At 44.5% G+C, this 15,032-nt stretch carries 14 protein-coding genes; 5 read left to right on the top strand and 9 right to left on the bottom strand.

Features of this window, described 5'->3' with window-relative positions; genetic code table 11:
• The first annotated feature begins 112 nt into the window (after window positions 1–112).
• The 4 genes from ACSQ8O_RS09415 to ACSQ8O_RS09400 are packed head-to-tail and all read left to right on the top strand — an operon-like array spanning window position 113 to window position 5,126.
• On the top strand, window positions 113–1,939 hold the full coding sequence (locus ACSQ8O_RS09415; protein ID WP_436241341.1) for a cache domain-containing sensor histidine kinase: 1,827 nt from the start codon (window positions 113–115) through the stop codon (window positions 1,937–1,939).
• A gap of 1 nt (window position 1,940) precedes the next feature.
• A complete protein-coding gene (locus tag ACSQ8O_RS09410) occupies window positions 1,941–3,569 on the top strand; it encodes a response regulator (protein WP_436241340.1) in 1,629 nt (542 codons plus the stop codon).
• A 52-nt stretch (window positions 3,570–3,621) separates the two neighbouring features.
• On the top strand, window positions 3,622–4,053 hold the full coding sequence (locus tag ACSQ8O_RS09405) for a hypothetical protein (protein WP_056624663.1): 432 nt from the start codon (window positions 3,622–3,624) through the stop codon (window positions 4,051–4,053).
• Window positions 4,053–5,126 (top strand): phosphodiester glycosidase family protein, encoded by a 1,074-nt coding sequence (locus tag ACSQ8O_RS09400; RefSeq protein ID WP_436241339.1) that lies wholly within the window; start codon window positions 4,053–4,055, stop codon window positions 5,124–5,126. The genes ACSQ8O_RS09405 and ACSQ8O_RS09400 overlap by 1 nt, the downstream gene beginning before the upstream one ends.
• Before the next feature lie 410 nt (window positions 5,127–5,536).
• Here the strand turns inward: ACSQ8O_RS09400 and ACSQ8O_RS09395 are convergent, their stop codons facing one another.
• Entirely contained in the window at window positions 5,537–5,791 is a 255-nt protein-coding gene (locus tag ACSQ8O_RS09395; RefSeq protein ID WP_056624765.1) for an AbrB/MazE/SpoVT family DNA-binding domain-containing protein, read from the bottom strand.
• 194 nt (window positions 5,792–5,985) lie between these two features.
• Window positions 5,986–6,450, bottom strand: coding sequence for a tRNA (uridine(34)/cytosine(34)/5-carboxymethylaminomethyluridine(34)-2'-O)-methyltransferase TrmL (gene trmL, locus ACSQ8O_RS09390; protein WP_436241338.1), 465 nt, complete (start codon window positions 6,448–6,450; stop codon window positions 5,986–5,988).
• Window positions 6,451–6,594: 144 nt separating this feature from the next.
• On the opposite strand from trmL, the gene ACSQ8O_RS09385 reads away from it, so the two are divergent.
• Window positions 6,595–7,308 carry a response regulator transcription factor gene (locus ACSQ8O_RS09385; RefSeq protein ID WP_056624673.1) on the top strand — a complete coding sequence of 238 codons (714 nt, stop codon included), beginning with the start codon at window positions 6,595–6,597 and terminating at the stop codon, window positions 7,306–7,308.
• A 68-nt stretch (window positions 7,309–7,376) separates the two neighbouring features.
• On the opposite strand, the gene ACSQ8O_RS09380 is transcribed toward ACSQ8O_RS09385, so the two are convergent.
• The 7 genes from ACSQ8O_RS09380 to nrdI form a co-directional block, all read right to left on the bottom strand.
• Window positions 7,377–8,927, bottom strand: a complete 1,551-nt coding sequence (locus ACSQ8O_RS09380; protein WP_436241337.1) for an MDR family MFS transporter — start codon at window positions 8,925–8,927, stop codon at window positions 7,377–7,379.
• 56 nt (window positions 8,928–8,983) lie between these two features.
• Window positions 8,984–9,724 carry a hypothetical protein gene (locus ACSQ8O_RS09375; RefSeq protein ID WP_436241336.1) on the bottom strand — a complete coding sequence of 247 codons (741 nt, stop codon included), beginning with the start codon at window positions 9,722–9,724 and terminating at the stop codon, window positions 8,984–8,986.
• Between the two features lie 25 nt (window positions 9,725–9,749).
• A complete protein-coding gene (locus ACSQ8O_RS09370) occupies window positions 9,750–10,430 on the bottom strand; it encodes a polymer-forming cytoskeletal protein (protein WP_436241335.1) in 681 nt (226 codons plus the stop codon).
• 12 nt (window positions 10,431–10,442) lie between these two features.
• The gene (locus ACSQ8O_RS09365) at window positions 10,443–11,072 is read right to left on the bottom strand and encodes a YhbD family protein (RefSeq protein ID WP_436241334.1); all 630 of its coding nucleotides are present in this window, start codon (window positions 11,070–11,072) and stop codon (window positions 10,443–10,445) included.
• A 132-nt stretch (window positions 11,073–11,204) separates the two neighbouring features.
• Complete coding sequence (gene nrdF, locus ACSQ8O_RS09360) at window positions 11,205–12,191, bottom strand: class 1b ribonucleoside-diphosphate reductase subunit beta (protein ID WP_171630010.1); 987 nt, start codon at window positions 12,189–12,191, stop codon at window positions 11,205–11,207.
• A 21-nt stretch (window positions 12,192–12,212) separates the two neighbouring features.
• Window positions 12,213–14,297, bottom strand: a complete 2,085-nt coding sequence (gene nrdE, locus ACSQ8O_RS09355; RefSeq protein WP_436241333.1) for a class 1b ribonucleoside-diphosphate reductase subunit alpha — start codon at window positions 14,295–14,297, stop codon at window positions 12,213–12,215.
• Window positions 14,284–14,643 carry a class Ib ribonucleoside-diphosphate reductase assembly flavoprotein NrdI gene (nrdI, locus tag ACSQ8O_RS09350; RefSeq protein ID WP_056609533.1) on the bottom strand — a complete coding sequence of 120 codons (360 nt, stop codon included), beginning with the start codon at window positions 14,641–14,643 and terminating at the stop codon, window positions 14,284–14,286. Before nrdI ends, nrdE begins: the two co-directional genes overlap by 14 nt.
• Window positions 14,644–15,032 lie beyond the last annotated feature (389 nt).

The raw sequence follows: 15,032 nt of genomic DNA, 5'->3' as shown, positions 1-15,032 counted from the left end.
GTGCCGCAGTACCCCAAAACACAGACGATGGTGACGCATTAGGTGGAATTTGTTGACCTCTCCTGCTACAATGTAGGGGAAAATCCCAATACAGAAACCGAGCTGATGAAGCGTGATACGACACAGTATTCGTAATAAATTGATCTTATTTCTGCTGATTGCCACCCTTGTGCCCTTCCTCACCTCACTTGGCGTCTCCTATTTCTTCACCAAACAGAAAGTGACAGAAGATACGCTGACCAACAATTCCGCCCTACTCTCACAAGGTAAAACGAATCTCGTGAACTATTTAGATGGTGTGGTTCAAGCCTCCTCAACCATTTACACAGGTAGGAATATTGCTGAGCTCGGCCAATTTTATGAGATCATTCAAACGCAGCCCGAGATCAACTATCAGAGCGATAAAGTGATCAAAAGCGGTCTACAGGTCATGTCACATTCGGTTAAAGAAATCAAACAAATTTACCTGTATGCCTCCGTTAGCAACAGTTCTTTCCTTACCCATAATGACATTCAAGTAAGCATGGCTGGTAAATACGAGGGACTGCAGCCGTTCCCTGCGGGCAAGCTTGTGTATTTCGAAATCAAGCATCAGAACAATTTGTATGGCATGTCACTCTCTGCATATTCTAACCCAACGCCAGTTATTTCTATGCACCGCAACATCATGTACTCACCTAGTAATCAATCTATTGGTGAGCTAATTATTGATTTGAATTTGGATCTCGTTTCAGATATTTCACAAGGCCTATTCACTCATGATCAAGAGGAACTCTACATATTAGATGAAACGGGGCGTATCGTATTCGGTCCAGATCCAAGCAAATGGGGACTTCAATTAGATGGTAATTGGGGTGATGAAGCCGTGCACAGTACCCTTGACAAAGGCAGCTATGAATGGTCGAAAGGTGCTTTTGCGGGGATTAATATGTATGAGAAAATGCGTACAGACTATTTGAACTGGACGATTGTAAAACGTCTTCCGTATGAGCAGCTCACCAAGAACGCTCGCCAATTGACTTTCATTAATGCCCTAATCCTTTCTTTTTCGATGTTGATTGTCATGGCTGGCACGGTGTATATTAGCATCCGTTTTACGGCTCCTATTAAACAATTGATTCGTTACATTACACGCATTCAAACGGGACAAGCTGGACTAGGTGATCATCAGAGCGACATTGAGTTGACCAGAACTGATGAGATGGGGATCCTCGCGAACCGCTTCCACGGCCTTATGCAGGATTTGAATCAAATGGTTATGCGTGAATATCGACTAGAACTAGCGAATAAATCGAATCAGTTGATGGCGCTGCAGGCGCAAATTAATCCGCATTTTCTGAATAATGCCTTACAATCGATCGGAACATTGGCCTTGCAGCATGAAGCACCTAAGATCTACACCCTCATTAATTCGTTAGCTAAAATGATGCATTACAGCATGAACACGAATGAATCTGTCGTTCCTCTTCGCAAAGAAATTGATCATATTAAAGCGTATTTGGAGCTGCAGAAGCAGCGTTTTGAACACCAATTTGATATTGTGTATGCGATTGAAGAAGGAACTGGGACCATTTCTATTCCTAAAATGATTCTTCAACCGCTTGTCGAAAATTATTTCAAGCATGGTTTTAAACCTAGCCATTCGCAAGACGTCGGTCTGTTACACATCGAATCGGAGAAGCTGACTACCCCTGAGGGAGACTACTTGAAGCTTACCGTGGCGGATAATGGTATCGGGATGACGGAACAACGAATTCTTGAAGTTCGTAGTCGACTGAAAGCACCATCCGTTACCGATGATTCCTATATCGGTTTACGCAACGTCCTGACGCGCATCCAGCTCTATTTCAATGATGATGCAACTTTGGAGATTGACCATGTCCATCCCCACGGCGTGCGGATTGTCATCCATATTCCGATGAAAAAGGGAGTTACCTGATATGAAAGTACTACTCGTAGATGATGAGAAGCACGTACGCGATGCCATCCGATTACTGGTGAATTGGAAGCAATACGGGATCGATACCATACTAGAAGCGTCCGACGGAGAGGCAGCGACTGCCTTGGTAAGTAGTGAGCATCCGGAGATTATTATGACCGACATGATGATGCCTATCATGAACGGAGTCGAGCTTCTTGAGTGGCTGCATCGCCATGCGCCTGACGCCAAGACGATCGTCATTAGCGGTCACGATGACTTCTCTTTACTGCGACACACCGTGAAGTATGGTGGAACGGATTATATTTTGAAGCCGATTGATCCGGATCAGTTGAACGAGGCTTTGGACAAAGCGATTCAAACCTGGCTCAAAGATGAGGAGCAGCGGCATGCCAATCGCGAACTGAATATCGAGGTTAACCAATTTAAACCTATTTACTGGGATAAGCTGCTTTCCGCGTTAATTGCTGAACCTGCCACCTACGAACCAGTGGCTGACCAGCTCGAGCGTGAACTTCACTTATCCAGAAGTGTTGCAACTTGTCGTGTTGCGATTCTCTCTTTAGATACCATGGAAGCTAGTATTAAAAATAAATTCAGTCAAAATATCGATCTTCTCCTCTTCTCACTGATTAATATTTGCAATGAATTTCTTGTTCCGCATAAGCGCGGCTACGCCTTCCGACACTTGCATAATTCGAATGAAATTGTGCTCTTCTTATGGTCGGCTCCATCCATAGCAGAAGAACTGTTGGCAACGATTAATGACGGCATTCGCACCGCCTTGCATGCCCGTGTAGATTTCGGGATTGGGAGTAGCCACAACTTCCCTAGTCATTTGAAACTATCCTATCAAGAAGCGCGAGATGCCCTGCGGCAACGTAACCTAACAACCAAAGAAACGTGGATTCATACGAACTTGCTCCCGAGCAAGGGATCCCAGCAAACGTTGACTTTCCACCAATTTGAGGAGCAAATTCATCTAGCTCTGCGTAGTGGAAATGTCGAGCAGATTCAGGATATTGTTCAGATCTGGATTGACGCCATCAAGAGTAGTGATGTCATTACGCCTGCTCAGCTTGAGCATTGGTGGGGAGAATATCGGGTTATGATGCGCCGCTGGATCCAGCAATTAATACCGGATAGCCGTGAGGAAGACATACAGCCGCTGCTTCTTGAGGATAACGCAGCCTCGATTATTACGCTTGACGAGAAAGGCATTCTGTCCCTTTCCCTCTGGCAGCAAGAGCTGACACGCAGCCTCATTCAAGTATCCAAGCTCCATTTGGAGAGCCAACATAAAGATAACAATGTGATTTTCGAAATCGCTAACTTTCTAGAAAAGCATTATCATGAAGATATTTCGCTTGCGGATATTGCCAGCCGTTTCTATCTTAGCCGCGAATACATCTCCCGTAAATTCAAACAGGAGTTTAGCGTCAATCTCTCTGATTACCTAGGACAAATTCGGATGAGTAAGGCCAAGGTACTGCTCTGCAATCCTAATCTTCGCATTTCTCAAGTTGCTGAGATGGTTGGTTATCAGGATGAGAAATATTTCAGCAAAGTTTTCAAAAAAATGTCGGGCATGACCCCGGGTGAATATCGAAAAACAGCGAATTCTATCTAAAGTTCCGAGAAAATAATGGAATATGCTATACTAGTAGTAAGAGGTGATTTTCATGAGTATGCCCATTGAGAGCGCAACGGCGAATTCTTTTCCCCGCACGTCGAAAGCAACCCGGGTCAAGAAGAAAACGTATGTCTTCCTATTCGTGGGTTGGGTCATGCTGATCGCAGTCGGAGTAACAGCTACGATGATGTACACTGAACATCTGAGGCAACAAATATCGACCGATATCGCACAGCAAACCCAGCAGCAATTACAAGTTGTTCAGCAAGATTATCAGAAGCAAGTCTCTGAGTTGAAGGATAGTGTATCTACCGATATGAAGACTTTGCAAGCCAAGGTAGATTCATTGAATGAATTACTGGCATTCACCAAGGATAGCGCTAACAGCAAGACCGATAATAGTAATCAACTTTATACTCAGCTCGCAGACGTCAAGAAGAAGCTAGATGAACTGACCAAAAATCTGGATGTGTTGAAATAATGACAGTGAATTCGATTCAGCAAATCAATCGTGTTATGTTGCTAGCCTGCGCACCTTTTCTAGGTATGCTGATTTGGCTGCTCTTCGTCTCCCTTCATATTTCCATCCCAGTGAAATCGCCAGTTGTTTCGACACCGATCAATCTTGCACAAGAGACGACCAGTTTAAACAGCCTGTTGACACAGGCGAACAATGACGCAATCCAAACGAAAACCGTTATTCAGCAGTATTTCCAGCTGTACGAGAAGAGCACGGCAGAAGTTACCGCTATGCTCCAAAGCGCAGCTTCCCAAATCGCCAAACCCGGACTTATCTATGACGCAAGGATTACAGCTAAGCTTGGCAGTCCGATCCGCCAGGCCACTTCTGGCAATATCGATATTCAGCTATTTGCTTTGAATGAAAAACATTATTCAGGTTATGCTCTTAAAGTGAACCTCAAAAGCGATAAAGCGATCAAGCTCGTACTGGGGAATGATAAGCTCGGCTCCAGTGAAACGACATTAGCCGCAGCTTCGCGCTACGGCGCCGTTGTTGGCATTAACGCTGGCGGCTTCGCGGATGATAACCGTGGAAAACGCTATCCGCTCGACACGACGGTGATGAATGGGAAATATGTGAACGGCTTCTTCCCCACCAACAATGACACAGCCTTCATCGGCTTGAACAAAGATCGCAAGTTGATCGGCGGCAAGTTCAGCTCGCAATCGGAGCTCGATAAGCTGAACCCACTGATGGGTTCGACCTTTGTCCCTGTGCTGATGAAAAATGGCAGCAAGACATCCATTCCGTATCAATGGCAAAGCTCTCCAGCACGAGCAGCGCGAACCGTGATGGCCAACTATAAGCATGACCAGCTCTTATTCCTTGTCACAGATGGCTACGATGAAAGCGGCAATTCAGGCGCTACGCTTGCTGAATTGCAGGATAAGATGCAGCAACTAGGCGTAGTGGATGCTTATAACTTGGATGGCGGCGGCTCGACAACGCTTGTCTGGGGTGGCAGCGTAATCAATCGCCCGTCAGATGGCAGACTGCGACCGCTTGCTACGAACTTCTTGTTTTTCAAATGACCCAAATTATTCACACAATATTCGTTTCTTTTTTGGGGATGGTTGGGTATAATAAGCCTTAACTATGCAAAATAAACGGCTACGCCGTCCTAAAAGGACGAGTGTGTTTATGGAGAAATATAGCCGACTTATTATGTGAAACAAGTAAAAATGCTTATATTTTGCAAAAATGTTCTTTAACCCTATAGGGAATACTTACGAAGTCGGTTTTCTGCCGAAAACTTTTAGGAGGTGCAGCAATGTTCGGTTTATCCACAACATTTTGGCTCGTTAATTCCGTTTTCCTATTATTTATCGTCGCTATGTTGACGGCTTCCTATAACGAGGACAAAACAAAAGGCCTTTAAGCCAAGAAAAAAAGCATCGTCTTCTCCAGTTGGAGAAGCGATGCTTTTTCTTTTTTTTAACTACTAGGCTCTCGCCTTAAGCAGGTTCATTTCAGTTACGCAAACGCCGCAGATATAACGTTCTTTGAATTCACTGACACTTTCCATGCTACCGCAGAACACACATTTCGGACGATATCTCTCGAGAATGATATGGTCACCCTGTACAAGAATTTCTACAGGATCTCCCTCGTTCATTTGGTATCGCTTTCGTAACGATTTAGGTAACACGATTCGTCCCAATTGATCGACTTTACGTACGACTCCAGCTGGCTTCATCATAGGACTTCACCTCTCTTTTCCCAGACGTTTTCTACACTTCCGGCAATTTCACATCGACCAACATTTCCATATCGAGCTTACCGATACTATTCGCCGCGAATCATGAAATTCCTTCTGCTAAAGCCCCAAAAACTTTCTTTTCTTGTCAGAAATGTCGGTAGAGCGACAAAAAATATAGGTCATGAGTCTCCCTACTCAAGACCTACAAATCCCGTTTGACGTAATCCCTCATATAAAATAATAGCCGCAGAGTTGGAAAGATTTAATGATCTTACCGCGTCGGACATTGGCAGCCGGATCAAGGTGTCCGGATGCTGACGCAGCAGCTCCTCTGGCAGTCCTTTGGTCTCTTTACCAAATACGAAGAAATCGCCATCTTGGAAGACAAAATCAGAGTAACGTTTGCTAGCCTTCGTCGACGCAAAGAAGAATCTATGCCCCTCATATGCTGCCATAACTTCATCGAAAGAATCGTGGTAGTGAATCTTCACCGAATGCCAGTAATCTAAGCCAGCTCGCTTCAGGGTCTTATCATCGGTGTCAAAGCCAAGGGGTCTCACCAAATGAAGATGAGCACCTGTTGCCGCACATGTGCGAGAAATATTGCCTGTGTTCGCAGGAATCTCGGGTTCTACTAATACAATATGAAAAGCCATCTTTATTCATTCACCTCATTCTCTATCCTATTATAACCTGTGCCCGATTGCAATTTAACACTGGGTTAACTTTATCTTAATATCGCGATGATAGTGGTACGTCATACTAGAGTTATCCTTCATTAAAAAGGAGCCTTGCTAACAATGAAAAAAAAGATATTAATTGTTGATGACGAACCTTCCATCTCCATGCTCATTGAATTCAACCTGAAGCTTGCCGGTTTCGAGGTACATTGCGTATTCGACGGAGAAGCTGTCTTTGGTGCCATTCAATCATTCCGCCCCGACCTCATTGTCCTTGATCTTATGCTGCCCAAAATGGATGGCTTACAGGTATGCCGCAAGCTGAGAAGTCAGAATAACCTCGTACCCATTATTATGTTGACGGCCATGCAAGACCTTACGGATAAAATAGCTGGTCTGGACAATGGTGCAGACGACTACATGACGAAGCCCTTCTCACCGCTCGAGCTCGTCTCCCGCATTCAAGCGATTCATCGTCGCATCCAGACCCTGCCTTCTACGACGGAAGAAGCACCGATTGCCATCGGCCAAATCTCCGTCAAAGCCGAGCAACGCGAAGTGACGATGAATGGTGCACCGATCGAACTGACACCGAAAGAATTCGAACTGCTTCTTTTCCTATGCAAGCATCGTGGGAAAGTGTTAAGCCGACAACAACTGCTTCACGGCGTGTGGGACTACCACTTCCTTGGGGATACGCGCATCGTTGATGTCCATATCTCTCATCTCCGTGATAAGATTGAGCAAAATGCCCGTCACCCTGAATATATCATGACCATCCGCAACGTCGGCTATAAATTGACGGAGCCTGTTATTAAGGAGTCTTACGCTTAAGTTTAGGACTCCATCAAGCAGAACATAAGAAAGCCTCATCCACATAGCAACTTGGATGAGGCTTCTTTCTATTGACCTTTCAATTCTGCAGCGGCTTGTTCTGCTTGCTTATGCTCCAATGATTCGGTCAAGCGCTCTTTACTCATGAGAACCGCTGCTACAACAGCCAAAGCTGTTGGAATCAGTGCCCACATGAATGTATATGAAATCGAGGATGATAACCCTGCTGTAATTTTATCAAGTACAGGTGCAGGGATTTGAGCACGCATTTCAGGTGCTAACAGTACCCTAGGATCACTAAACGCTGGATTGTCAGCCATGTTGCCTTGCCCGCTTCCAGCAAAAATCTCCTTGAGCTTCGCCGTGAAATCATTCCGTTGAATGATTCCGAATAGTGTAATCCCTAAAGTCATACCTAAGGAACGAACGAAAGAGACTGTTGCATTCACAGAACCACGCTGCGACGGATCAAAGTGATGAATCGCCGCATTGGAAAGTACGGAGAAGCTCGCACCGATCCCAACACCAACGACGATCATGCACATTGTCACATACAAGCGGCTTGTATCTGGTTCAAGCTGTGTCAACATGTACATACCTGCTGCTAGAATGACAACAAAGACCATCATAATGTTCCGATATGGCATCTTATTCATTAAGAAACCGCCGCCTACCGCTGAGAATACAGAGCCTACCATCATCGGCAAGAGGACGAGCCCTGAATTGGTTGCTGTTCCGCCAAGTACACCTTGAATATAAATGGGAATATACACAGATGCCGTGATAAAGCCCATCCCGCTCAATAATCCAAGCGCATTACTCGTCGTAAACAAACGGTTCTTAAACATCGGGAATGAAATGATCGGTTCGATTACTTTTCTTTCAATGACGATAAAGCAAATTGTTAGCACGGTGAAAGCTGCAAATAGTCCGATAATTAAGCTGGAATCCCATGCATATTTATTTCCACCAAGCTCAAGGGCAAACATCATGCTGACCACGGCACCAACCAGCGTAACGGCACCCCACCAGTCGATCTTCTGTTTCGTATGAATCGGTGATTCTTTGTAGTAGATCGCAATAAAAATAAGGGCCAAAATACCAAGAGGAATATTGACATAGAAAACCCAATGCCAGTTAATATAATCGGTAATATAAGCGCCAAGCAACGGTCCGAAAATACTGGACAAACCGAATACTGCACCGAACAAACCGCCTAACTTCCCGCGTTGTTCGACAGGGACCGTATCAAACATGATCGTGAACGCAATTGGAATCAGCGCTCCACCACCAATACCTTGCAGTGCTCGATAAATACTGAGTTGTACAATGCTTTCTGCCGTACCACACAAGATGGAGGCGGCCAAGAAGACTATTAATCCAAAAATGAAAAACCGTTTACGCCCGAACATATCGGACAACTTCCCAAAAATTGGCATACCTGCCATTTCAGCGACCATATAGGCCGATGTTACCCAAACAAACTTATCCAATCCACCGAGATCTCCTACAATGGTTCCCATCGCTGTGGCAACAATTGTATTATCCATTGACGCCATTAACATGGCCAAGAGTAGACCTGCTAAGACGAAGCCTACTTTATTATTTGAACTCGTCATTCGTACACATTCCTTTACAATTTGTTTTCGCCTTACACCCTGAACTTACAGACATATTACAACTTGCGTGACTCTTTCACAATGGCACCCTTCTTCTTCTCTAAGTGTACCTTGTATTCTACTAGATCGACTTCACAACCAGGACCGATGACAACTTGGTTGCCGCGAACAACTTTCGCTCTCGTATGCTCCACGTAGATATCATCCCCTTCAATAACCGATACCGTTACCTTGGCATGCGGTGAGGGTCTGAAGAACAAGCTAAACGGATGAAGCAAACTCGCTTTGCGAATTCTAATTTTCTCTCCGCCAATCTCTTTCGCCGTTGAATCTTGGAAAAGCCTAATGTCGATCTCTCCTGCGTTCAGGAGTCCCCCAACATCAAACATTCCCTTTAGATGAAACACATCGACTTCGCAATCCCCTCCTGCAGCGATATGCCCTTTAAGTGCGATCTTGTTGCCTTGCATATGGCCTTTCACTTCAATCGTCCCTGAACCAGCAAGTGACCCGATTTCCGCATCACCGCTGATACTCACCGTTCCCGAATTTTTCATTGTATCGCTTCGAACATTCCCCGTCAATGAAAAAGTGCCCACAATGCCCGCTTCGCCTGCGTGCAAATTACCTTCCATCTCTAGTGTTCCGATGCATTTCAGAAACCGGCATTTCGTATCGCCTTCAATAATGCCTTCTCCAACAATTTTCATTCGATCATACTGGCCCCCTGCCGCGGTAGAGCTGCCCGTAATCTTCAAATTGCTAGAAAGCGAACGTTTGTTTGTATCTATACCCATTGTACCTCAAACCCTCCTCTCTTTGCTACACTTTTTCACTGCGTTTCACCTTAGATTGCTTATCTTGCTCGAGCTTTGCCGTATATTCGATGAGTCCAATCTCACAACCAGGTCCAATTGTAATATCCGCTCCTCTTACGACATCAGCCGTTGTATATTCCAAGTAAATATGGTCGCCTTCGACGGATTGAACCGTCAAATGATTACCAATCCCCAGAGGCAGAATCTTCAACCAACTTGCCAAGCCAATGCCTCGCTGCTTACGTATTTGGATTCGTTCTCCGCCGATCTCTGAAATTTTACTATGCCCATGCAAGGTAACAAGGACTGTATCTGCATTAAGCGTGCCCACCTGCAGCTTACCATTGGCATTAAACTTCTCCGCCTCACAGTTGCCTGTTATTATTGAAGAGCCATTAATTTCGAGGCTCTCACCCGTATAATTACCCTCAATCTTAACTTTGCCATGAATTCGGGTACTTTTGGCCTTCAGATTCCCCTGAATCGTTAGCGTTCCATGCAATTCTGCCGTTTCAGATGTAATACTACCATTAACTTCTGCACGCCCATTTAGCGTAAAATCGGAGCATATAACGTCCCCTTCCAGACGCCCAATACCGTCGATTTTAACTGTACGGAAGCTCCCGCCATTAGAAGATCCTATTCCGGAAATCATCAATTTACGCTTCAATTCTGCTGTATGCATAGTGTCACCTCCTCACGTTGTTGTTATTTTCAGCTTCAGTTCTTCAATCTTCTTCGCCACCTGCACGCGGAGCACAACCTTGACACCTTGCTCGAAAAATAATTCACTGCCTGTCGTAACGAGTAGACATAAAGTTAAGCCCATCTTACGTATAAAAATCAGATCACAAGGCTTACCTTCAAACTTGGCATATTGCTCTTTCATGGTTAGAAGCAAGTATTTCCCTTCATCGAGGCTTATTTCACCGGATTGTAAGCAATCCTCTAATAGAAACAGAAACAACATTTCTTCAAAGCTGTATACCGCTGTCGTTCCCAACAATGGAGATGCATAATCTATTGTTTGCTGAGAAACAATGTTTCGTTTAATTAGCTCTAATTTGTCTATTTTCATGTCATTTGGCACGATTGAAAACACATCCGCTAATTCATCCAACGATAAATCATCTTTCATATTTACAATTTTATCGATACGCGCCAGCATCTGCCCCTTCGGAAAGAACGTTTCCTGTCCCGTAAACGCTGATTTTCGTATAAACCATTCCTCTGGAACTAAGTTTTTGCGTTTCCAGCGGTAAAGTTGCCCATAAGATATGCCTGTTAGCTCGAGTAGCTCTTTCTTCGATATCAAATCTTCATCCAAGGTACATCCCTCCTTTGCCATTTCAATGTAACATAACAATGTTACGCAGTAAATCAGCCTTGAGACTGAACTAAACTCAAAACAAAAAAACCACCCAGTCATCCCAGGTGGTTTATCTTTCATCTATTTTACTTAAAATACAAAGTCATCGTCCGTCAAAGCCTCAACGTGAATCGTACGCACATAACCATTGCCCTTTTTGGAGAAAAAGTCATGCTGCTTCGTCTTCGTACTCAGTCCGTTCAATACAATCGGGTTGATATCCTCTTCCGGGAACATCGGTTCAACGCCTAGGTTCATAAACGCCTTGTTCGCGTTGTAGCGAAGGAATGCTTTCACTTCGTCTGCCAGTCCCAGCGGTCCGTACAGACTATCCGTGTAGCCTTCTTCATTCGCATGTAACTCTTTCAATAGTGCACACAACGTCGCGTACGCCTCGTCTTGCTCGGCAGGGCTTAGCTCCGCGTAGACTTCTTGTGCCAGCACACCTATGTACAACCCATGGATGCTCTCATCGCGTAGAATCAAGTCAATGATCTCACCGCTGCTCGTCATTTTACCTTGGCCAGCCAAGTACAACGGATAATAGAAACCGCTATAGAACAAATAGCTTTCTAGCAAGACTGACGAAGCCATCGCTAGATACAGCTCTTTGGTCGTATTAATATTCTCATAGTAATGTGAAATCTTATTCGCCTTAAATTGCAAGTGAGGATTCCGCTCCACCCATTGAAACAGCTCGTTGATCTCTTCTGTCGTAGACAGCGTTGTGAAAATCGAACTGTAAGACTTCGCATGGATCTGCTCCATCATCCCCATGAAGCTAAGCACAGCTTTGCGCTGCAGCCCATCCACATGCTCAAGGATCTTCGGCATCCCGACGCCGCCCTGCATAGTATCGAGCAACGTCAGACCGCCAAGCACTTTCATATATAGCTCACGCTCAACGTTGCTGAGTGTGATCCAGGACATTTTATCATCAGACAATGGAATTTCTTCATCTGTCCAAAATTGCATAATATTTTGATTCCAGAATGTAATAGTAAAATCATCATCAGGCCGGTTCCAATTCACCGCTTTTTTGACGATAGGTTTATTGATCGTTGGTGCACTTGTCATGAATGGTAGTCCCCTTCCTACTTATACTGAGCAGCTTACACATTCCTCAACGGATAGCTGGTTGGTTCTTGTGTAGTAGAGCGATTTAAGTCCTTTGTGTGCCGCATACAGGTATAATCTAGCAAGTTGTCTTGTTGAAACATCACTGTTTACGTGTAAAATAGTCGAGATCCCTTGATCCACATGCGTTTGAATCTCCGAGATGAGGTCAAGAATCTTGAATTGATCCATTTGATAAGCGGATTTATAGTAGAAGAAATTGTCGCGTGCCATGAATGGCATCGGATAATACGTTGTCGAATTCGCATACGTACGTGTCTCAATAGGTTCAACAATTGGCATAACGCTGGATGTTGAATTTTGAATATACGAGATGCTTTGCGTCGGCGCTACTGCCAAACGGTACGCATGATAAAGACCGTGCTTCTGAACATCAGCTTGCAACGCTCTCCAATCGTCTGGAGACGGAATCGGCATGCCTTCGAATAATGCTTTCACTTTGTCCGAAAGTGGACGATAATCTATTTCTGTATAACGGGTAAAATAGTTCCCATTCGCATATTCCGATAGCTCAAAGCCTTCGAAAGTTTGCCCGGATTCTTTGGCAATCTCCATACTTTTTTCAATGGAATAGAAATTCATCGCTGCAAAGAAGGTGCGAACGAAATCCTTTGCTTCAGCACTCTCGTAAGCAATTTTGTTTTTGGACAAATAGCCGTGCAAATTCATAACGCCAAGACCGACAGAATGCAGTTCACGATTCGCTTTGGCAACACCTGGCGCATTGTGGATCGTCGTCATATCACTCACAGAGGTTAGGGCAATCATACCTTCGTGCACGGTTTCGCGCAGCTTTTTACGATCCATCACATTGGCAATATTCATCGAAGCTAGATTACAGCTGATATCGCGAAGAATGGTGTCTTCTTGACCGTAATCATTGATTTCGGACGTTTCTTGCAATTGGAAAATCTCTGTACAAAGATTGGACATCTTGATCGTCCCAATCCCCTTCAGGGCATGATCCTTATTCGCATTCGTACGATTCATCATATATGGATAACCGGATTCCAGTTGAGTTGTCGCAATTTTGGTCAGCATATCACGTGCATTCATGATTGCTTTCTTCTTAACTTTAGGGTTCGCTAGAAGTTCATCATACATTTCATCCATATCCAGATCATCCATATGCTTGCCATAAGCTTGCAGAACGGTGTAAGGAGCGAAAATATGTAGAGGCTTGTTCTCCTCCGCCAACTTATAAAACTTATTCGGTACAATAAGTCCGATGGAGAGTGTTTTCAAACGGGATTTCTCATCCGCATTAATTTTCTTACTATCTAGGAACTCCATAACGTCCCAGCCAAAAATGTTGTAATACGCCGCGCCTGAGCCCTTGCGTTGACCCATTTGATCCGCATAGGAGAACGCATCCTCCATTAGCTTAAGTACAGGAATAATACCTTTCGCCGCACCCTCAACGCCTTTAATCGTTTCACCGCGCCCACGAAGCTTTGATAAGTTCACGGCTACACCGCCGCCAATTTTGGACAACTGCATACATGTTGCTAATACATAGTTGATGGAATTTAAGGAATCATCCATTTCTAATAAGAAGCACGATACTAATTCGCCACGACGACTCTTGCCTGCGTTCAGGAACGTAGGTGTCGCTGGCTGCAAGCGCTGCTCCATCATGGATAGGGCCAGCACGCGTGCCGTCTCTGCATTTCCGCGACCCAAGTACAGGGCTACGATCGCTACGCGATCAGGGAAATGCTCGAGGTATAACGTCTTATCGTCACTGCGTAAAGCGTAATCTGTATAAAATTTCGAAGCTGCCATATACGATGCGAACTCGAATTGATTGTCATGTGCCACTTGATACACGCTGTTAACTTCATCTTCGGTGTATTTGTCATAAACGTTCTCGTAGAAGTTATTGTCGATCATATAACGAACCTTCGAAGAGGTATCGGGGAATGTGAGGCTTCTGCTGTGTACTTCTTCTATGAACACCTTAACAGCTTCTTTATCCTTCTCTAATTGAAAAAAACCATCCGTACCGCGTTGCATTAATTCATTATTAAGTTCAATGTGCCGCAATTGCTTGTACCCCCTGAACAAATCGTTCTACATCATTTTTCGTGCCGGATAATTCGAATTTGGTTAATACGGGAACATCATAAAGTGCTGAGATCGTATCTGCGCTTTTGGCGAAGCCATCTCCCCAGTTGCGATTACCGCTTGCTGCAACGCCTTGAAGACGAGAGGAATTACTTTCTAGGAAAGAAGCAACCTTGGGAGGAATTTGTCCAAAACCAGTTGTATACGTCACGAGTACGAATGGCTCGTCCATTGTCATCGCTTCCTCAATTTGTACCGCGGGCATCTGGAGCTTCGCAATAAAACGGCGAACATTTCCAGTCTTCGAATCGTAAGCAATCAACATAGCTTCCGTCTCCTATCATTCTCAATTCTCTCTATCTTGTGTCTTCGCTTGCGGGTAACCTATATGTAGTAAAGATACCAATTCTATCGTCTGTCATTCGCGAGTTCATCTACCCATTAATCGACAGAATCTGCATTTGTTTCACGACTCCGTAAACGGTCAAAAAAGCTTGAAACCTGCGGTTTCACTTGATTTCCGGCTCGATATGAGCCTTCTGCTAGCAATCTCGCAATGCGCTTTTTATCACGACATCTAGTTGATAGATTCAAATTTATATCAATATATTGTGTTTGTCAACGAGCAAAACGACCTATTTACAATTCCAAAACACGTAATCCTAGACGGGGCGTGGCTCGATGGGTTTAGAAAAAATATTTTCAATTTTTACT

The sequence above is a fragment of the Paenibacillus sp. LjRoot56 genome, assembly GCF_964253335.1.
GTDB classification, from domain to species: Bacteria; Bacillota; Bacilli; order Paenibacillales; family NBRC-103111; genus Paenibacillus_E; species Paenibacillus_E allorhizoplanae.
The sequence above is the reverse complement of the archived record's forward strand: the minus strand, read 5'-3'. Positions and strand labels throughout refer to the sequence as shown.